Origin of the sequence: Venatorbacter sp. C2-1 (assembly GCF_022832715.1) — a bacterium.
GTDB classification, from domain to species: Bacteria; Pseudomonadota; Gammaproteobacteria; order Pseudomonadales; family Oceanobacteraceae; genus Venatoribacter; species Venatoribacter alkanivorans.
The window spans coordinates 2,381,383-2,400,172 of sequence record NZ_CP094879.1 but is presented as its reverse complement, the minus strand read 5'-3'; the positions used below and the strand labels follow the sequence as shown (position 1 = coordinate 2,400,172).

Here is an 18,790-nt window from a genome sequence, read left to right as displayed (position 1 = left end):
CTAACCGGCCGCACTCATGCAATGAGCGCAGGCCCAGAGATATACATCCAGAGACAAGAATAATGAAACAAACCAAAATTCTGTTGCCGGAAACCGAGATTCCGAAGCACTGGTACAACGTGGTCGCGGACCTGAAAAATCCTCCGGCACCACCGATGGGCCCGGACGGTATGCCGATGGACCCATCAGCTATGTCAGCTATCTTTGCCGACAACATCATCGAGCAGGAAGTATCCGCCCAGCGCTGGATCGAAATTCCGGAACCTGTGCGTGAGATCTACCAGCAGTGGCGTCCGACGCCGATGTTCCGCGCCCATCGTCTGGAAGAAGCGCTGGGCACACCGTGCAAGATCTACTACAAGTACGAAGGTGTGAGTGCCGCCGGTTCGCACAAGCTGAACTCAGCGATTCCGCAGGCGTACTACAACAAGGTTGCCGGTATTAACCGTCTGACCACCGAAACCGGTGCGGGTCAGTGGGGCTCGTCGCTGTCACTGGCTGGCCAGATGTTCGGCATTGATGTGCGCATTTATATGGTGAAGGTGAGCTACAACCAGAAGCCGTTCCGCCGTTCGATGATGCAGACCTGGGGTGGTGAAGTGCTGGCCAGCCCGACCAACCTGACCGAAACCGGTCGTCGTATTCTGGCCGCTGATCCGGATAACCAGGGCTCACTGGGTATCGCGATTTCCGAAGCAGTAGAAGAAGCGGCAAGCCGCGCCGACACCAAATACTCACTGGGTTCGGTACTGAACCACGTGTTGCTGCATCAGACCGTAATTGGTCTGGAAGCGAAGAAGCAGTTTGAAATGGTTGGCGATTACCCGGATATGATCTTCGCGCCTTGTGGCGGTGGTTCTAACTTCGGTGGTGTGGCCTTCCCGTTCTACGCCGACGAAGCGGCTGGCGGTAAGAAAGTGCGTCTGGTGGCGGTTGAGCCAAGCTCTTGCCCGAGTCTGACCAAGGGGCATTACGCCTACGATTTCGGCGATACCGCCGGTCATACCCCAATGACATTGCAGTACACCCTGGGCCATGACTTTATGCCGCCGGGCATCCATGCCGGTGGTCTGCGTTACCACGGTGCCTCGGCGCTGGTATCCCAGATGTACCATGAGAAGCTGATTGAAGCCGTATCTGTTCCGCAGATCGCGACCTTCGAAGCCGGTGTGCAGTTTGCCCGCGCTGAAGGCATTATTCCTGCACCGGAATCCAACCATGCCATCCGTGCCTGTATCGATGAAGCGCTGCGCTGCAAAGAATCCGGTGAAGCCAAAACCCTGTTCTTTAACCTGTCAGGTCATGGCCACTTCGATATGGTGTCGTACGACAAGTACTTCACGCAGCAGCTGGAAGACTACGAATACCCGCAGTCAGAAATCGATGCTGCGCTGGCGCGTCTGCCGAAAGTTAAAGCTTAATTTTTCTGATCGGTTTTAAAAACGGCAGATAAAAACGGCGCATAAAAAACGCCGCGTCTGACTATCAGACGCGGCGTTTTTTTATGAGCACTTAAGCGCTGTTACCAGTTTTTGGCCATGTCGCCTTTGCGGTAATCACACACACCTTCAGGGAATATGGCTTCCAGTTGCGCCCTGTAGGGGCGGGCATCCAGCGGCGCATAAATTCCGGATTCGATGGCTTCCTCCACGCTGACCCGGTGGCAGAACAGCACGCTGGCTGTGCTGTTATCACCGGCGACCTGACGGCTGCTCTGAAAGAACGGATACTGCTGTGTACATACACCTTCGTTTTGGCCGTTCCAGGTTCCGTCCCAGACGCCGTCTCCGCTGGCTATGAGGTTGCCGTTATCATCCAGACAGCGGTCGCTGGCAAACCCAGGCATCTCATTTTCCTGCACTTCTCCTGCAGCACGGCTATCCAGCCAGCGCACCATGGCTTCAAAGGCATCCCAGCGTGCATCGTATTGTGCACCGCTGATCCAGATACTCTGGTTGGGGTTTTGGCCCTGATTAAAATCCAGAATTCTTGCACGGCTGGAAAGGGCAGCCCAGCTGTGATGAATATCCAGAACCGGATCTTTATACGGGCGCACATCAATCAGCGGAATATCCAGCTTGCCGAGAAACACATTGCCCGACTGATACGCACCCTTGGCGGCGGCCAGGCTGCCGGGAATGCGGGTTGCCGGTTTTTCTGCCTGACCGTTATGGCTCATATTCTGTTCAACATACGGGCTGTATTTGCGCAGGGAATCATCGCCACTGATCAGCCAGTAATGTTCCGGCTGCATATCTTTTTGCGCCTTCCAGCTGCCGACTTTGGCATTCAGATCAAGAAATTGTGCGACGCTGATATCGCCTTTTTTCCAGGCATTTAAACCGTATTGCACACCGACATTGCTGGCCGGTACTTCGGCGCGGCCAGAGCGGTCTGTGCCATAGAAATCGCGGTTATCCTGCCAGTGGGTCCAGAAGTTTTCACGGTTTACCTGTTCACTGTAACGCGGGTAATGGCTGTTAAACCTCGGGTTGTTCACCAGCTGGGCAGAACCGCGCCAGCTGTAGCTGCATTCGGTAGCACCCTGATGAACCGGTGGTTTTTCCAGCCGTAACCAGCTGGCAATATCGGCAAGAATATCCAGCCGCGGTTTGAATTCGGTGTTGTAGGCCAGACCTTCAATCCAGCTGCGGCGTTCGGCTTTTTGCCAGAAAGTACGGTCGGCAGATAAATGGTCAAAATAATATTCCAGCAGCTCGCAATCGAGGCCGTAGGTAATCTGCGTCACCATATCCGGGTAGGGAATAATCGCCACGCCGCCGTCGATAATGCGTTGCTGTTTGCCCTGTTCGTTATCCATCTGCGGGTGATTCTGGCTGATTAAATATTGCTGCAGGCCACCACCGGAGTCGCCCATGCCAATGGTGTATTGAGGCTCGCCAAAGCGGGCAATAAATTGCTGTTTAACCCGCGCAGCGGTGTCTTCCTGCAGCCAGATATTGTAGTGGTTGTCGGTTTCTGTGCCGGTGGAATAGAGCACCGCATAGCCTTGCTCCAGTGCCGGGCGCATATCTTTTAGCAGACGTTTAAAGCGCGCCTGACCCTGTTGAAAACCAATGCCAATAGCGCCTTTGAAATGATAAATGGCCTTGCCGTTCCAGCGTGATAAATCCGGCTGGTCGCGCTGGTCGTTATGGCTGGTGGGCATCAGCAGCACATAAATAAAGCGGTTGATGGTGCCGCTTTCGGCCCTGATTAATAGCTCTTCGTTATCGGCGGCCGGGGGGAGTTGTTCGTCGCTGCGGAAAAACTGGCCGTCACGGTAACCAAGATAGTGCAGTCTGGTCGGCAGTCCGCAGTCCTGGCTGTAACCCACAACATTGCCGCTGTCATCGCTGACAGCGGTGCCATAACCGAGCTGATTATCAACCAGTGGCTGGCCCAGCTCAGAATCCAGTGTCTGGCACATAAAAGGGTATTGTTTAGGGCCGGCAAACAAGGCTTCGGCCGGACCGGTTTGCCCCCAGTCGATGGGAAAAGGAAAGCTTTCTGCCGGGCGGATCAGATCTTTCGGATGAGCACCGTGATAGGCCGGCCAGTTGGCCACTTTGGTTCCCGGAGGTGTGCTCAGCACCGGTGGTTCGGCCGGATTCAGATCCAGCTTGTCGCTGACATAACCGACCGCCCAGTACCAGCCGGCGGTTACCAGCAGTGTGATCAGAACCCCCAGAATCAGCAGGATTTTCAGAAAGCGTGGCAGGGCGAAAGCCTGTTGCTGGCGCCGTTTTGGCGTCAGGGAAACAGTTTGAATCGGGCGGGCAATAAGCGGCGTGCGCATCGTTATATCCTTATAAAACGTTATCCTGACAGCGCGCCTGGGTTGTTTGTGGATAGCTGCTCGCAGAGAGCAGCTTTCGCCAGTGCGCTTCGGAAGAAAGTACTGAATGGAGAATAAGGGGCTGTCGCGCGAATGCAAATTTTTCAGCCGGTACACCTTTTTTATTGATCCGCTATTGGCTGGCCTGGCACTGTTTTCAGCTCCCGTGCCAGCTCTACAGGCAGTGCCTGGTCCGGCTGACGGTAATCACAAACGCCGTTGGGGAAAATGGTCTGCAGTTGCTGGCGGTACGGGGAGGCATCGATATCGCCGTAAAAGCCTTCAACGATCGCCTGCTCAACCGGAATCAACGCACACTGAAAGGTATTGCCGGCAATGGATTCTCCGGCAATCTGCCGGCTGCTCTGGTTGAAAGGCATTAGCCGGGTGCAGTTGCCGTCAGGCTGCTGGTTCCAGCGACCATCCCAGACCTGTTCTCCTTCGTAGATTACATCGCCTTCACTGCTCAGGCAGCGGTCGGTGGCTGCCGGTGGCCTTGCATTAATCAGGTCGCCGTTGTTGAGGGCCGCGCGGGTCAGCCACTGATCCATCACGGCAATGGCATCCCACATCGGGTTATAGGGTTTGTGCGAAATCCAGATCGGCTGCAGGCGGATATCCGTGCCGGCATTCAGTAACCGCTGACGGGTCGATAAGGCCGCCCAGGTATGGTGGATATTCAGTTCATGGTCGAGGTACATGCGCACATCCATTACCGGAATGTTCAGCTTACCCATAAACACATTACCCGACTGATAAGCCGCTGTTGCGGCGGCGGTACTGCCGTTAAAGCGTGGTGCAGGCTGTTCCGGGGAGGCGCTGTTAACACCGTGATGGGTCATATTGTGCTCACCGTAGGGGGTGAAGCGATACAGCCGCGAATCACCGCTGACGTGCCAGTAGCGCTCTTCTGTCATGTCTTCTGCTGGCTGCCACGAGCCGACGCGGCGGTTCAGTTCCAGAAATTGCGCCATGCTGATGGTGTCGTTTTTCAGCGCCTGCAGACCATATTGCACGCCGTCGTTACTCCAGGGCGAAGGTGCACGGCCGTCTTTATCGGTGCCGTAAATATCACGGTTGTCCTGCCAGTGGGTCCAGTAGGTTCGTTCCCGCACCGCACGGGCAAAACGGTGGTAATCGCTGTGAAAATGCGGGTTGTTCACCAGAGGCACCGAACCGCGCCAGCCGCTGTTACATTCCGACGCCGGTGGCGTTGGGTCAGGCCATTCCAGCCGCAGCAACTGGGCAATATCGGTGAGCCAGCTGAGGCGCGGCTGGCGCCCGTTACTGACGCTTAACCCCAGTATGGCCTGGCGATGTGCCGGGTTGCGCCAGAAATCCCGGTCGCTGGCCAGATGATCGAAATAGTATTCCAGCAATTCGCAGTCGAGGGTGTAGTGAATCTGGGTGACCATATCCGGGTAGGCAATCAGGGCAACACCGCCGTCGATAATACCGGGCTGATTTTGGGCAAACAGGTTCTGCTGCAGGCCGCCACCTGAGCCACCGATACCGATGGTAAAAGCCGGTTCACCATAACGTGCGACAAACTGGCGTTTCACCCGCAGCGCTGTGTCTTCCTGCAGGCGGATGTTGTAGGTGTTGTCGGTTTCGTTGGCGGTAGAAAAGGCCACGGCATAGCCCTGTTCCAGTGCTTTGCGCATATCGCGGGTCAGTCGCTGCAGGCTGAGCTTGCCCTGCTGGAAACCAATGCTGATACCGCCGCGGAAGTAATAAATCAGCTTGCCGTTCCAGCGTGACAGGTCGGGTTTGGTGAGCTGGTCGGCGCGGCTGGTGGGCAGCAGCAGAACGTACATAAAACGGTTGATGGTGCCGCTTTCGGCACGGACCAGCAGCTGATGATCGTCGGGAACCGGGTCAATGTTGTCATCGACGCGCCTTGGGAAGCTTTCCTGCTGGTTGCGGTAATACAGGTAATGCACCCGGGTGGGCAGCGAGCAGTCTTTGCTGTAGCCGATTACATACTGCGAGCGCTGGCCTGCCAGTGTTTCGGCGTACACCGGAATGCCCCAGCCACGGGTATTGTCGATTAACGGCTGACCCAGATGGGACTCTTCGGTCTGACATAAAAAGGGGTACTGATTCGGCCCGGCAAATAATGGCTCATCGGGGCCGGTGGCACCGAACTCGATCGGAAACGCAAAGGTTTCGGCTGGTCGCTCGCTCAGGGCCGGATGCGGACCGTTATAAGGCGGCATATTTGCCAGCCGGCTGCCGGGTGGTAAGCCAACGACTTGTGGAAAATCGGAGTCCAGTCCGGCTTCGTGACGCAGTTGCAGGTAATAGTGATAAGCAATGCCGGCGCTGCCGGTCAGCAACAGAACAATCACCAGCAGCATTATGTTTATTTTGGCGCGGTTCAGTTTGGGCATGGCGTGCTCCTTATACTTCCAGTCTAGAAGCTGGTAGCAGGAGCTGAGTTACATTTTGTAGTTTTGGTTGTCGTTTTGGAGCATCGTTCAGTGCTGGCCGGGCCGCCAGAGCCAGAGTCAATCAGGCTGCAGGCAGCGCCCGGCGCGGGCTTCGGATGGTTACAAAAAAAGATGGCGGCAGGAGGTCTGAATGTTGCTGTTCAGCCACCAGCGAGCAGGGCAATTTCAGCTTCGGTCAGGTCGCGGAACTCACCCACCGGCAGGTCAGGATCAAGGACAAACTCACCCACCTGTTCACGGTGCAGATGCTCGACATGGTTACCCATGGCGGCAAACATGCGCCGAACCTGATGGTAACGGCCTTCATGGATGGTCAGCAGTACTTCACGGTCGCTGATGCGTTGCAGTTGGGCCGGTTTGGTCGGCACCGGGTCGTCGTCGAGCAAAATGCCGCGCTCACAGCGTTGCTCGGCGTCGGCACACAGGTCTTCGGCCAGCCAGGCACGGTACACTTTCGGCTGGTGGTGACGCGGTGAGGTTAAATGGTGCGACCACTGGCCATCGTCGGTGATCAGCAGCAGGCCGGTGGTATCCAGATCGAGACGGCCAACGGTGTGCATATCCAGCCGGTTGGTGATGCCTTTGAGTAAATCAAACACCAGCGGATGGGCGCTGCCGCGGTTGGCACAGACATAGCCGGCTGGCTTGTGCAGCAGAATATAGCGGTGGCCAGTTTGCAGAATTAAGCGTTCACCATCGAGGGTAATTTCATCGCTGTCAGTCACTTTGGCGGATGCGCTTTTGGGCTTAACGCCATTGACCAGTACACGACCGGATTTAACGGCTTTGGTGGCAAGCGAGCGGGTCAGGTCGGTGGTGTCGGCAAGGAATTTATCGAGACGCATGATGGACTGCAGAAAAAGAATGTGGCCGCATTTTATCACGCCGCAGAGAATGCGTCTGTCCTGCCGGTTTGTTCCGGGTTTTACTGCAGAGCTAACGGACGGCATCAGTGAGACAAAGTATTCCGGCCGAGAGTTCGCCGGCAGCGCTTTGCAACAGAGATAAGCATGCTTTAATAGCGCCAGCCGGCAGGCCATTGGATAGATTCAAAAAAGAACCGCACGAAAATTAAACAATAATTAAAAACGATACGCGCAGAACAGAAAGCCGCGAACAGCAAAGGGGGCAGGGTGTGACAGAGCAAGATAAGTGGAAAAAACGCAGCTATTGGCCGGGTATCAATACTCAGATTCTGATCGCCGCCATGGCCGGGTTGCTGCTCGGTTACTGGCTGAATGGCCAGAATGCTGCGCCACAGACCCGCGAACAGATTCTGTACGTTGCCGGTCTGGCCGGTGGCGTGTTTATCGATCTGCTGAAAATGGTGCTAATTCCGCTGATCTTTACTTCCATCGTAACCGGTGTGGCGCATCTGCAGGCTCATCGTCAGGCCAGCCGGGTATGGCGCTATACCTTTGGTTTCTTTGTGCTGTCGATGATGCTGGCAATGATTCTGGCACTGATCGCCACCGGCTGGGTCAGACCCGGGGATGGACTGCAGCTGGATATGTTTGCTGAGAGTATGGCCAGCGTCAAAGTCACTCAGCTCAGTGGCCCTGAATTTCTTGCCCAGTTTCTGCACAGTTTGTTTTTGAATCCGCTGCAGGCGATGGCCAATGGCAAAATTTTACCCGTGGTGGTGTTTGCCCTGTTTCTCGGTGCGGCGATGGTTAAAGCGGGTGAACGCAAACAGCAGGTGCTGGGTGTGCTGCAGGAGTTACTGGAGCTGCTGATGCTCATTATTCAGTGGGTTATGTACCTCGCCCCGCTGGGTGTGTTTGCTTTGCTGACCAAACTGATGGCCACCCAGGATATGGCGCTGTTGCGTACCATGGGGGAGTTTATCCTGCTGATTTTTGCCATCACACTGATTCATGGTGTCGTGGTACTGCCTGGCCTGCTGTATGTGTTTACGCGCAAATCGCCGCTGTGGCTGTGGCGCGGAACCCGCCAGGCGCTGGTTACAGCATTTGCCACCAGTTCCAGTGCCGCGACGCTGCCGGTCAGCCTGAAGTGTGCCGAAGAGCAGCTGCACGTACGTAATGATGTTGCCGGTTTCGTACTGCCGGTCGGTGCAACCATGAATATGGATGGTACAGCGCTGTATGAAGCCTCGGCGGCGCTGTTTATTGCTTATCTGGCGGGGGTGGATTTATCGGTCGGGCAGCAGATTATTGTCATGCTGACAGCAATGGTTGCCTCTATGGGAGCGCCGGGTATTCCCAGTGCCGGCATGGTGACCATGGTGATGGTATTGCAATCGGTGGGATTACCGGCCGAAGCCATCGCCATTCTGCTGCCGATTGACCGAATCCTCGACACTGTGCGTACAGCTGTGAATGTCGAAGGCGACCTAGTTGCTTCGGTGGTGGTAAATGAACGCTTGGGCTGAACTCCGGTGGTTCAGGGCGGTACAGGCAGTGAAATAGGCAGGTTTGAGCACAGTCTCTGCAATGACTCTGTCTGCCGACTTCTGTACAATCCGCGCCAATTCTGTTTCCGGTACGCTGCCCCGCGCCGCAATAAAAACAGTGGAGTGATCAACGAGGGCAGCGGCCTTATTCCGTGAGGTTTGTGTTATGTCCGATGGCAAATTGTCTTCCGGCAAGGTTGGTTTTGTCTCCCTTGGCTGTCCCAAAGCGCTGGTGGATTCTGAAAAGATCCTGACCCAGCTGAAAATGGACGGCTATGACGTGGTGAACAGCTACGACAACGCCGACGTGGTGGTGGTGAATACCTGTGGTTTTATCGATGCCGCCAAGCAGGAGTCACTGGATGCCATTCGCGAGGCCATGACCGAAAACGGTAAGGTGATCGTGACCGGCTGTATGGGCAAAGGCAAAGATGCCGAGACCATCAGAGAGCTGAACCCCGGCATTCTGGCCGTTACCGGCCCGCAAGCCTATGAAGAAGTGATGACCGCCGTGCACGAGTGGGTGCCGCCGGTGGCGCAGGAACATAATCCGTATATCGATCTGGTGCCGCCACAGGGTGTGAAGCTGACACCGCGTCATTACTCTTACCTGAAGATTTCCGAAGGCTGCAACCACAGCTGTACCTTTTGCATTATTCCGGATATGCGCGGCAAGCATGTTAGCCGTCCGATTGGTGATGTGCTGGACGAAGCCAAGCGTCTGGTGGCGGCAGGCACCCGTGAACTGTTGGTGATTTCGCAGGACACCTCGGCTTATGGTGTGGATCTGAAATACCGTACCGGTTTCTGGGATGGTAAGCCTGTTAAAACCAAGCTCTACGACCTGTGCAAAGAGCTGGGTGAACTGGGTGCCTGGGTGCGTCTGCACTATGTGTACCCGTACCCGAGCGTGGACGACATCATGCCTTTGATGGCCGAAGGTAAAATCCTGCCGTATCTGGATATCCCGTTCCAGCACGCCAGTCCGCGCATTCTGAAGCTGATGAAGCGTCCGGCTCATGCCGAAAACACGCTGGAGCGTATTCATAAATGGCGTGCCCAGGTACCGGATCTGGTGATCCGTTCCACCTTTGTGGTCGGTTTCCCCGGTGAAACCGAAGAAGACTTCCAGATGCTGCTCGATTGGCTGGAAGAAGCGGAACTGGATCGCGTTGGCTGCTTTAAATACAGCCCGGTGGAAGGTGCGAAAGCCAACGATCTGCCGGATCATGTGCCGGAAGAGATCCAGCAGGAGCGTTTTGACCGCTTTATGCAGGCGCAGCAGGCGATCAGTGCGCGTAAGCTGCAGCGTAAAATCGGCAGCCGTATGACGGTGATTATCGACGAAGTGGATGAAGAGGGCGCGGTTGCCCGTTCTGCCGCCGATGCGCCGAACATTGACGGCATGGTGTATCTGAACGATTTCTTCGATTGCCAGCCGGGCGATTTTGTCGAGGTTGAAATCGAACACGCCGACGAATACGACCTGTGGGCATCACCGGTGGCCTGATACCTATTTGAAAACATGATGATCTTATAAAGTCCCTTTTTAGGGACTTTATTTTGTCTTTTAACTATTAAAGTCCTGTTTTTGGGTCTTTATAATGTATTGACTTTAATGTTCCCTGATGGGATCTTAATGTTCATTACTGGTATTTAAGTCCCTTTTTGGTAACTTTATGTCGTCTGTATCGTCTTATTCCGATCTGTCTCCTGCTGCCCTCAGTGAACTGCTGGGTGAGCGGCTGAAACTGGCACGGCTGAATCAGGACCTGACTCAGGCTCAGGTTGCTGAGCAGGCGGGTGTCAGCCGTAAAGTCGTGATCAATGCCGAAAAGGGCAAGGCATCGCTGGAAGTCTTTGTTGCTCTCCTGCAGGCGCTGAATCAGGTGTCGCAGCTGGATCAGTTTCTGCCGCCGCAGACCTTATCGCCTCTGCAGCTGGCAAAGCTGCAGGGTAAGCGTCGCCAGCGGGCTTCAGGTTTGGGGCTGGGGCAACAGGCTGCTGATACGGGGCCGGCAGAGGAGGACGGCTCATGGTGATGGAGGCGATCCGGGTGCAATATGCCGAAGGTGCTGTCACCCATTCTGTAGGAGCGGTCAGCTTTGATACCACTACCGGGCAGGGGGCATTCGAATACAGTCCGGAATTTATCCGCAGCGGCATCGAGCTGGCACCTCTGACAATGCCTCTGGCGGCGGGTGTCTATCGGTTTCCGCAACTCGGCTTCGCCACCTTTAAGGGCTTACCCGGTTTAATTGCCGACTCACTGCCGGATGACTTTGGTAATGCGGTATTAAACGCCTGGGTTGCCAGTCGCGGTAAGCGCCCGCAGGACATCACGCCATTGCAGCGTCTGCAGTACACAGGTAAGCGCGGCATGGGTGCTCTGGAATTTGCACCGGCAACACGGCTGAAAAGTCTGAATGCCTCGCAGCAGGTGGAAATTCATGCGCTGGTGGAAATCGCGCAGGATATTCTCGATAAGCGCAGTGATTTTCAGGTGACACTTGATCAGTACGGTGCTGATGATAAAGAAGCCATGCTGGCGCTGTTGTCGGTGGGTATGAGTGCTGGCGGCGCACGGCCTAAAGCGGTATTGGCCTTTAACGAGAATTTTACTCAGGCACGCTCCGGGCAGACCGATGTACCGGCAGGGTTCAGTCATTATCTGATGAAGTTTGATGGTGTCAGTGAGCACAATCAGAATACAGAAACCTTTGGTGATCCTATGGGTTATGGTGCCATGGAATACGTTTATGCGCAGATGGCCCAGGCCTGTGGTATTCAGATGATGCCCTGTTATTTATTGGCAGAAGGTGATCGCCGCCATTTTCTGACCCAGCGATTTGACCGCGCCGGTAACGACAAAATACATATGCAGACGCTTAATGGTCTGGCGCATGTGGATTACAAAAAACCGGGCAGTTTTTCCTACGCCGAATTGTTTGCCGTAGCGCGCCGGTTAAAACTGAGTGCGCCTGAAGCGGAACAGATTCTGCGCCGTATGATATTTAATATCGTTGCCCGCAATCATGATGATCATGCCAAAAATACCGCGTTTTTGTACCTTAACCGGAAATGGTCGCTGGCGCCGGCCTATGACCTTGCATACAGCTATAAACCCGGTAGCCCCTGGGTGAACAGCCACTGGATGAGTTTAAATGGCAAGCGTGATGCCTTTACCCGTGAGGATATCTATTCACTGGAAAAGCTCAGTCCGTTGTTCAGTCGTAGAAAACTTAATACGGTTATTGATGAGGTCATTGAGCAGGTTTCCCGCTGGCCGCAGCTGGCAAAAGAACAGGGTGTGCCTTTGTCACTGGTGAATGAAATTACGGCGAATCTGCGGCTGACTTTATGAGTAAAAAAATTCTTCTGCTGTCTGCCTATCGCTCTGACAGTCATGCCAGCTGGGCGAAATGGCTGACACAGAATCTGGCCGCCGACTGGCGTGTGCTGGAATTACCCGGACGTTATTATCGCTGGCGCATCCGTGGTAATCCGCTGAGCTGGCTGGATGAATTGCCTGAGCTTCTGCACGATTGGCAACCTGAGCGTATTTTGGCCACCTCGATGGTGGATATCGCCACTATTAAGGGTTTGTTTCCGCAGCTGGCGGCGGTACCGGTCAGTTATTATTTTCACGAAAACCAGTTTGCCTATCCGCAGGGGGAAGGTCAGCACAACTCGGTTGATCCGATGATGGTACAGCTGTATGGCGCGCTGGCAGCCGATGAATGCTTATTTAATTCGGATTTTAATCGCCAGACGTTTTTAACCGGTGTGGATGTACTGTTAAAAAAACTGCCGGATTGTAAACCGTCGTCGTTATCTGATCGTCTCAGGAAAAAATCAACCGTGCTGCCGGTGCCGGTTAATTCCGTGGCTGCCGGTAAAAAAATCCCCGGTCTTATTGTCTGGAATCACCGCTGGGAATACGACAAAAAGCCTGAATCGTTTTTACAGTTACTGCAGTTACTGAAAGCTCAGGGCGTTGATTTTAAACTGGCGCTGCTGGGTGCACGGGCGCAAAAAATACCGGCGGCATTAACCCATATCCGCAATGAGTTTTCTGCACAGATTCTGGTCGATGCTATGGTCAGCCGTGCTGATTATGAATACTGGCTGGGGGCTGCTGAAGTGGTTATCAGTACGGCCATCCATGAATTTCAGGGGTTGTCGGTGCATGAAGCGGTCAGTGCCGGAGCCGTACCTGTGGTGCCTGATGATTTGTGTTATCGCGAACAATATCCTGAAGCACTGCGTTACCCGCCCGCTGATACTGATGCGGCGGTTGCTGTTATCCGTGCGGTATTCTCTGGCAAAGACGGTTGTTTACCACCGGCAGCAGTGACCAGTTCTGCCGATGCCTGGCGGCAATGGTTACGTTATTGCTGAGCCAGCAGGTCGTACAGCGCTTCGAGAATTTTGCTCAGGTTACCATCCATATCTTTGGCTTTTCCCGCCATATCATCCAGCCTGGCGGTCGTCTGATTCGCCAGTTTCATTAATTTTTTCTCCTGATCCTCTTCAAGGCCAAGGCTGAATAACATGCCTTCGAGGCGAATCACCATGTCGCTGACGGTGTTGGTGACGCTTTCGGTATAGGCATTAATATCATTACTGGTCAGGCGGATGTTGTCTTCAGCCAGGGCAATCAGGTCACGCAAAAATTGTGTACGCTGCTGGCTGAGATTGGACTCCGCAGCAATGGACTGCGCGCGGCCATTGGCAATATCGGCGAGCACCGCCAGATGGTCTTTGAGGCGGCCATAGCGGGCTTCATCGTCCAGGGGCATATTCTTGATCAGAATAATTACCATGCCGCTGTGAATAACGGTGCGGACACCCAAATGGGTAATCCGCTGGTCGACATTGCGGAATTTCATCAGAACTTTTGCCTCCATCGAACCGGCGGTGCAACCCAGCAGTACCGGTTCCGCTTCGTCAATCAGCACGCAGCAGTTGAGGCCGAACTGGGCTGCGACGGTCATAATGGCAACGGCGAGGGCGCTGCCTTTCTGAATGGCCTGAACTTCTTTTACAAAATGGATAATCTGGCCCAGCTCACTGGAGCTGGTCATGGCTTCCATCGCCACATTCATGGCTTCGTGCGATTGCGCAATGGCCTGCTTGCGTGACAGGCAACGCTGCAGATGAAACTCAATCTTTTCCAGCAGCAGGGTGCCGTCAATGGGCTTGGTCAGGTAATCATCGGCGCCGGCTTCAAAACCGGCAAGACGCTCTTCGGCACTGTCTCTGGCAGAAACAAATATCACCGGAATGGTCGCGCTGCGCGCCGTTTTACGGATTGTCAGGCAGGTATGGTAGCCACTGATTCCCGGCATGTTGATATCCAGCAGGATCAGGTCCGGCTCTTCCTGCTCCAGCATGCTCAGGCATTGTTCCCCTGATTCAGCTTCGCTTATACGGTATTTGTCTTCCAGCAGGCTACGCAGCAGCAGGCGGTTGTCGGCAGCGTCATCGACGATATAAATCAGTGGTTGGGGTGTCATGCGTTTTCTCCATTACTACGGCTGTATGGCTGATCCCTGGCCGGAGGCCTTATTTTCTGGCCCGCAGTTAACGGGTGGACGTTATCTCTCAGTCTAGACGCGGAAGACGAGGGGGCAATGTTGGGGCTGGCATCTGCGGATTTGCGTGGTTTTACAGCAGGTTATGGCGGGATAGAAGGCAGCGGGGGGGGGACGACTGCGGTTTTTCCGGATTGTGCGCATTTGCGGGTCTGTTAATGCGGGTTTAACAGACCCGGACTGGAGGTGCTATTTGCTTAAGGCCTCTTTGACCGATGCCGGAAGCTCGCCGTCCCACTTTTTATAGATCGGGAGCAGCTTATTTTCCCGCCCGAGGACAGGCATGCGCTCGTTGTAAATATCAATCAGAACCTGCGACAGTGGTGTGTTGGCAAAGCCGATGTAGATGTCGGTGCCTTCAGGCATTTCGTTCATAACGTAGTGCGTCATATCCAGATTGTTGGCGGCTACGGTCGCGGCAATTTCGTCCCACTCATCAATCAGGTAATCAATTTTTCCGGCTTCGAGCAGTTCCAGTCCCAGTGCAGTGGTGCGGTATTCCAGCAATTCAAAGTCACGTTGGTCCGCTTCAATAACATCGTAGTCTTTTATCCAGCCGACATTTTTATTACTCAGGCTGGCCTTGCCATTCCAGGGCAGATTGCGTTTAGCCAGGGTTAATACAGACATGTATTCCACATCGATGGCGTAGTCCGGAAAAAGCAGGTCTTCTTCGGTTTCTTTGTATTCACCGGCAATGGCGTTGTAAACACGGTATTTGGTAACCATCTTCATCGCCCGGTTCCAGGGGACGTTGGCTGTTTTCACCTTAACCTGTGCCGGCTCGTAGATCGCCTTCAGTAATTCCCAATAGAGCCCGGTACCATCAGCGTTGGTAAAACCTTCCCATTCGGGGGCAACCACACTGATCGACTTGATATTTTCACGATTGAAAACTGAATTTTTTTCGGCGGTTTCCGCGGCTGCAAACAGACTGCTGAAAGACAGCAGTAAAAGGATAAGGTACTTGGGCATAAGAAGGCCTTGGCATGAATGATCCCTTAATGGTAACACCTGTGGCGCGGTCTTCTTGTTCAGAGTGTCCGGAATTACAAAATAAAACGCAGAGAACCGAAGTACTTCTGCGTCCTGATTTCTACTGATTTTTTTATTATTTGCGTCCGTTCAGTTCGTCCAGTTTGCGCAGCATAATGCCCATGATCTGTTGATACAGCAGGCTGCCGCTGTGCAGATCTTCGACACCCATGTCTATGCTGGGGTTATCATTAACCTCAATAATAACGGCGCGGTCGCCGCTTTCTTTCAGGTCCACACCATAAAAGCCATTACCCATGCACTTGGCTGCTTTCAGTGCGGTCTTGATGACTTTTCTCGGAACTTTATCGACCGACATTGCATCGGCATTGCCGGATTTATGCGAGCGCGCGCTGTGGTTGTAAATCTGCCAATGGCTTTTGGCCATAAAATAGCGGCAGGCGTAAATGACCTGATTGTCCATAATGCCGATGCGCCAGTCGTAATCGGTGGGCATAAATTCCTGCAGCAGTAAAATCGCTGAGCGCTGACTCAGACGCTCGATGCATTCAATCAGTTGTTCGCGGTCTTTGGCTTTTTCCACCCCGATAGAAAACGAACCGTCCGGCACTTTAACAATCACCGGCAAGCCCAGCTCGGCAATCAGACCGTCGAGATCATAGGGCTGGTTACCCATAATCAGACGGGTTTTCGGCGTGTCGACTTCAAAGCGCTGCAGACGTTCGTGCAGATACACTTTATTCGAGCAGCGCATAATGTCGGTGGGACTGTCGATCACCAGCAGGCCCTGATTTTCTGCATTCTGGGCTATCTGGTAGGTGTGATGATCCACGCGGGTGGTTTCGCGGATAAACAGCGCGTCGTATTCGCCAATGCGGGACGCATCTTTCCAGGTAATAAAATCGACATTCAGGCCGAGGTCTTTACCGGCTTTTTCAAAGGCTTTTAAGGCGCCTTTGTTGGATGGCGGCAAGGCTTCTTCCGGGTTGTGCAGAATGGCAAGGTCGTATTTAAAGCGTTTACCCGAACGGCGGTTACGCCAGATTTTATGGCTGAAGGCATCCAGTGCTTCGGCAAAGCGGGTCTGGCCAGCATCGTCCAGATCATCAAGTGAACAGCAGTGCACGCGGCTGATGGTCCATACACCGGGCTGGTGACGGGTCAGGATGATATCCAGTACAGGAAAACCAAAGGTATCAAAAATACGGCGGGCAACGGCTGCCAGCTCCGGCTGTTCGCTCTGGCCGAAGTAAATGCGTAACGGCAGCTGCTGGCTGTCGGCATCGCGTTTTTTGTAGAGGCTGTCGAGCTGACGTCCGTAGCGCAGTGGCAACGGCTGGCCGGATTCAAAGCTGTTCAGCTCGCGGATGGCGCGCACCGACGGAAATACCTGACCGCCGCGGGCCTCGGCTAGCAGAGAGCCATAGTATCCTGTGCTCAGGTAGCTGTAGTCGCGGCAAAGGTTGATGACGTAGCCGCGGGTCTCGGCGAAGTCGCGCAGGTATTGCTCAATCGCAATCACCTGATTGGTCGGATAAAACGGACTCCAGTCCGTCAGCTGATCGACAAGCACGAGCAAAGGTTTCATAACATATTCCGCAGAATGAGACCGATAAAATAAGGTGGTTGCTGAGCCCGAAAGGGCGTCTGGTCAGACTCCGGATCAACGCTCTGGTTCGTGCCGGATTGCGGCGTAAGAAAAAGGGCAGTCCATCGCCTGACGGTTGTCAGCGTCAGCAGGCAGCGGCACCAGAACAGTGCTGGCTGAAAAATCATAGTATGCAGGGGGCGCGACTTTCGCCAGTAAAAAAATAGCGCTGGCGCTACTTTTTTTCGGCGGAGGTGAAGACTATGCTCAGCGGCATTATCAGACCGTGCGCTATGCGTCCGGCTGATCTTTTCTGGCTCTGAAAATTACGGATTTTTATGCATCCCCGACTGGCGGAAATTAGCGACGTTGCGGCGTTGAGTGCACTTGAAGCGCAGGTATTCAGCGGTGACTGTCTGAATGCGCGGCGCTTTCGCCATTTTATCCGCAGCGAGCACAGTGAGCTCTGGTGTCTGGATCATCCGCAGGGCGGCATCCAGGCCTATGCGCTGGTGCTGTTTCATCGCGGCACCTCGCTGGCGCGTCTGTATTCTCTGGCGGTTGCGCCTGAAGCCCGCGGACAGGGGCTGGGGCTGCAATTGCTGCGCTGGGTGGAAGAGCGGGCGCTGGCCCGTCACGTATTATTTATGCGCCTTGAAGTACGCAAGGACAACGCTGGCGCATTGGCCTTATATGAGCGTTATGGCTACCGCCGGTTGCGTACCCTCAAACAGTATTACGAGGATGGTGCCGATGGCTGGCGTATGGAAAAACACCTGCGCGGTGCAATTCCGGTACCGGATAAAATACCGTTTTATGCCCAGACCACACCTTTTACCTGCGGCCCGGCCGCCTTGCTGATGGCGATGCGCAGTCTGGATAAAAACGTGGTGCTTAACCGCCTGCATGAGCTGAACCTGTGGCGCGAGGCGACCACTATTTATCTGACCACGGGTCACGGCGGAACCTCACCGCAAGGTTTGGCTCTGGCGGCGCACAGTCGTGGTTTTGCGGTGCAGTTGTGGCTGTCGGATATTCGCGTGGCGTTTCTGGATGGTGTACGCAGTACCCATAAGCGTGACGTTATCCAGCTGGTCGGTGATGATTTTCAGGCGCGCTGTGACAGCGCCGGGATTATTACCGAGGTCGGCACTAAAAGTGTGGATGACCTGCGTCAGGCGCTGGCGGTTGGTTACCGCATTCTGTTGTTAATCAGCACCTGGCGTCTTAACCGCAATAAAGCGCCGCACTGGGTGTGGCTGGTGTCGGTGGATGACCATTACGGCTATATCAATGACCCGGATGTGGATGCCGATCTGGATCAGGTGGCGACCGATAACCTCTATGTGCCGGTCAGCCTCGACAATCTGGCGCGCATGATTCAGTACGGCACGGCACAGTATGGAGCGGCGGTATTGCTCTCTGAATCGCCACAGCCGGTTCAGGAGGCTGCGTGCACGTAAGGCTCGGTACGTTGCGGGTCGTACAGCTCGTCAAATTCCGGCGCGCGCTCTGAGCGCAGCGCCACCCAGCCGGCGACATCTTCACGCCATTCTTCCATTGGCCGTATCAGCGGCGCCGCCAGCATCTTGGCTTCGGTGCCACGGGTTGCAAATACCAGAACCTGTTCCACTTTGTATGCCTGTAATGCCATGCCTGTTGCTCCGCGATTATCTGACTCTGTGCCGGTCGTGAATACTGCGACCGGGCGGCACTTTATACCAGAAGAGAGGCGTTCAGCCTATGCCGGAACTGTGTACGGGAGGATCTCCGGTCATCAGAAAACAGCGCAAGTGGCGCGAAAAAACGTAACAAAAACAAAGAGTTCTGCTATATGCTGTACGGCAGTCCCGGATGGACTGCGCTGAATACTCTCCGCTGACAGCGACGTTTTAACGAACG

At 54.5% G+C, this 18,790-nt stretch carries 14 protein-coding genes; 7 read left to right on the top strand and 7 right to left on the bottom strand.

What is annotated here, in order from left to right:
* Positions 1-62: 62 nt before the first annotated feature.
* Positions 63-1,421: a TrpB-like pyridoxal phosphate-dependent enzyme gene (locus MT343_RS10615; RefSeq protein ID WP_145468351.1), complete on the top strand. Its 1,359-nt coding sequence runs from the start codon at positions 63-65 to the stop codon at positions 1,419-1,421.
* 101 nt (positions 1,422-1,522) lie between these two features.
* Here MT343_RS10615 and MT343_RS10610 read toward each other — a convergent pair whose 3' ends face one another.
* The 3 genes from MT343_RS10610 to MT343_RS10600 all read right to left on the bottom strand — a co-directional run bounded on the left by MT343_RS10610 (position 1,523) and on the right by MT343_RS10600 (position 7,136).
* Complete coding sequence (locus MT343_RS10610) at positions 1,523-3,799, bottom strand: DUF6351 family protein (protein WP_145468353.1); 2,277 nt, start codon at positions 3,797-3,799, stop codon at positions 1,523-1,525.
* Positions 3,800-3,960: 161 nt separating this feature from the next.
* Positions 3,961-6,231, bottom strand: coding sequence for a DUF6351 family protein (locus tag MT343_RS10605; protein WP_145468355.1), 2,271 nt, complete (start codon positions 6,229-6,231; stop codon positions 3,961-3,963).
* A 200-nt stretch (positions 6,232-6,431) separates the two neighbouring features.
* Positions 6,432-7,136 carry a pseudouridine synthase gene (locus MT343_RS10600; protein WP_145468357.1) on the bottom strand — a complete coding sequence of 235 codons (705 nt, stop codon included), beginning with the start codon at positions 7,134-7,136 and terminating at the stop codon, positions 6,432-6,434.
* Positions 7,137-7,426: 290 nt separating this feature from the next.
* Here MT343_RS10600 and MT343_RS10595 point away from each other — a divergent pair, with 290 nt between their 5' ends.
* The 5 genes from MT343_RS10595 to MT343_RS10575 all read left to right on the top strand — a co-directional run bounded on the left by MT343_RS10595 (position 7,427) and on the right by MT343_RS10575 (position 13,108).
* Positions 7,427-8,686: a dicarboxylate/amino acid:cation symporter gene (locus tag MT343_RS10595; protein ID WP_243989384.1), complete on the top strand. Its 1,260-nt coding sequence runs from the start codon at positions 7,427-7,429 to the stop codon at positions 8,684-8,686.
* Between the two features lie 187 nt (positions 8,687-8,873).
* A complete protein-coding gene (gene rimO, locus MT343_RS10590) occupies positions 8,874-10,217 on the top strand; it encodes a 30S ribosomal protein S12 methylthiotransferase RimO (protein ID WP_145468359.1) in 1,344 nt (447 codons plus the stop codon).
* Positions 10,218-10,386: 169 nt separating this feature from the next.
* On the top strand, positions 10,387-10,749 hold the full coding sequence (locus tag MT343_RS10585; RefSeq protein WP_145468361.1) for a helix-turn-helix transcriptional regulator: 363 nt from the start codon (positions 10,387-10,389) through the stop codon (positions 10,747-10,749).
* Entirely contained in the window at positions 10,743-12,071 is a 1,329-nt protein-coding gene (locus MT343_RS10580) for a type II toxin-antitoxin system HipA family toxin (protein ID WP_145468363.1), read from the top strand. The genes MT343_RS10585 and MT343_RS10580 overlap by 7 nt, the downstream gene beginning before the upstream one ends.
* Complete coding sequence (locus MT343_RS10575; RefSeq protein ID WP_145468365.1) at positions 12,068-13,108, top strand: tRNA-queuosine alpha-mannosyltransferase domain-containing protein; 1,041 nt, start codon at positions 12,068-12,070, stop codon at positions 13,106-13,108. Before MT343_RS10580 ends, MT343_RS10575 begins: the two co-directional genes overlap by 4 nt.
* On the opposite strand, the gene MT343_RS10570 is transcribed toward MT343_RS10575, so the two are convergent.
* From MT343_RS10570 to MT343_RS10560, 3 genes are all read right to left on the bottom strand, one after another.
* A complete protein-coding gene (locus MT343_RS10570; RefSeq protein ID WP_145468367.1) occupies positions 13,099-14,226 on the bottom strand; it encodes a response regulator in 1,128 nt (375 codons plus the stop codon). The genes MT343_RS10575 and MT343_RS10570 overlap by 10 nt on opposite strands.
* A gap of 267 nt (positions 14,227-14,493) precedes the next feature.
* Positions 14,494-15,279 carry a substrate-binding periplasmic protein gene (locus tag MT343_RS10565; protein WP_145468369.1) on the bottom strand — a complete coding sequence of 262 codons (786 nt, stop codon included), beginning with the start codon at positions 15,277-15,279 and terminating at the stop codon, positions 14,494-14,496.
* A gap of 136 nt (positions 15,280-15,415) precedes the next feature.
* Entirely contained in the window at positions 15,416-16,888 is a 1,473-nt protein-coding gene (locus MT343_RS10560; RefSeq protein ID WP_145468371.1) for a RimK family protein, read from the bottom strand.
* A 338-nt stretch (positions 16,889-17,226) separates the two neighbouring features.
* Between MT343_RS10560 and MT343_RS10555 the strand changes: the two genes are divergently transcribed.
* Positions 17,227-18,351: a GNAT family N-acetyltransferase/peptidase C39 family protein gene (locus MT343_RS10555; RefSeq protein ID WP_145468373.1), complete on the top strand. Its 1,125-nt coding sequence runs from the start codon at positions 17,227-17,229 to the stop codon at positions 18,349-18,351.
* Here MT343_RS10555 and MT343_RS10550 read toward each other — a convergent pair.
* Positions 18,330-18,542 carry a hypothetical protein gene (locus MT343_RS10550; protein ID WP_145468375.1) on the bottom strand — a complete coding sequence of 71 codons (213 nt, stop codon included), beginning with the start codon at positions 18,540-18,542 and terminating at the stop codon, positions 18,330-18,332. The two genes, MT343_RS10555 and MT343_RS10550, sit on opposite strands and share 22 nt — an antisense overlap.
* Positions 18,543-18,790: the final 248 nt, after the last annotated feature.

Bases quoted from the DNA above. Each gene is read 5' to 3' on its own strand.
- MT343_RS10615 (WP_145468351.1), top strand. From the start codon at position 63: ATGAAACAAACCAAAATTCTGTTGCCGGAAACCGAGATTCCGAAGCAC.
- MT343_RS10610 (WP_145468353.1), bottom strand. From the start codon at position 3,799: ATGCGCACGCCGCTTATTGCCCGCCCGATTCAAACTGTTTCCCTGACG.
- MT343_RS10605 (WP_145468355.1), bottom strand. From the start codon at position 6,231: ATGCCCAAACTGAACCGCGCCAAAATAAACATAATGCTGCTGGTGATT.
- MT343_RS10600 (WP_145468357.1), bottom strand. From the start codon at position 7,136: ATGCGTCTCGATAAATTCCTTGCCGACACCACCGACCTGACCCGCTCG.
- rimO (WP_145468359.1), top strand. From the start codon at position 8,874: ATGTCCGATGGCAAATTGTCTTCCGGCAAGGTTGGTTTTGTCTCCCTT.
- MT343_RS10585 (WP_145468361.1), top strand. From the start codon at position 10,387: ATGTCGTCTGTATCGTCTTATTCCGATCTGTCTCCTGCTGCCCTCAGT.
- MT343_RS10580 (WP_145468363.1), top strand. From the start codon at position 10,743: ATGGTGATGGAGGCGATCCGGGTGCAATATGCCGAAGGTGCTGTCACC.
- MT343_RS10575 (WP_145468365.1), top strand. From the start codon at position 12,068: ATGAGTAAAAAAATTCTTCTGCTGTCTGCCTATCGCTCTGACAGTCAT.
- MT343_RS10570 (WP_145468367.1), bottom strand. From the start codon at position 14,226: ATGACACCCCAACCACTGATTTATATCGTCGATGACGCTGCCGACAAC.
- MT343_RS10565 (WP_145468369.1), bottom strand. From the start codon at position 15,279: ATGCCCAAGTACCTTATCCTTTTACTGCTGTCTTTCAGCAGTCTGTTT.
- MT343_RS10560 (WP_145468371.1), bottom strand. From the start codon at position 16,888: ATGAAACCTTTGCTCGTGCTTGTCGATCAGCTGACGGACTGGAGTCCG.
- MT343_RS10555 (WP_145468373.1), top strand. From the start codon at position 17,227: ATGCATCCCCGACTGGCGGAAATTAGCGACGTTGCGGCGTTGAGTGCA.
- MT343_RS10550 (WP_145468375.1), bottom strand. From the start codon at position 18,542: ATGGCATTACAGGCATACAAAGTGGAACAGGTTCTGGTATTTGCAACC.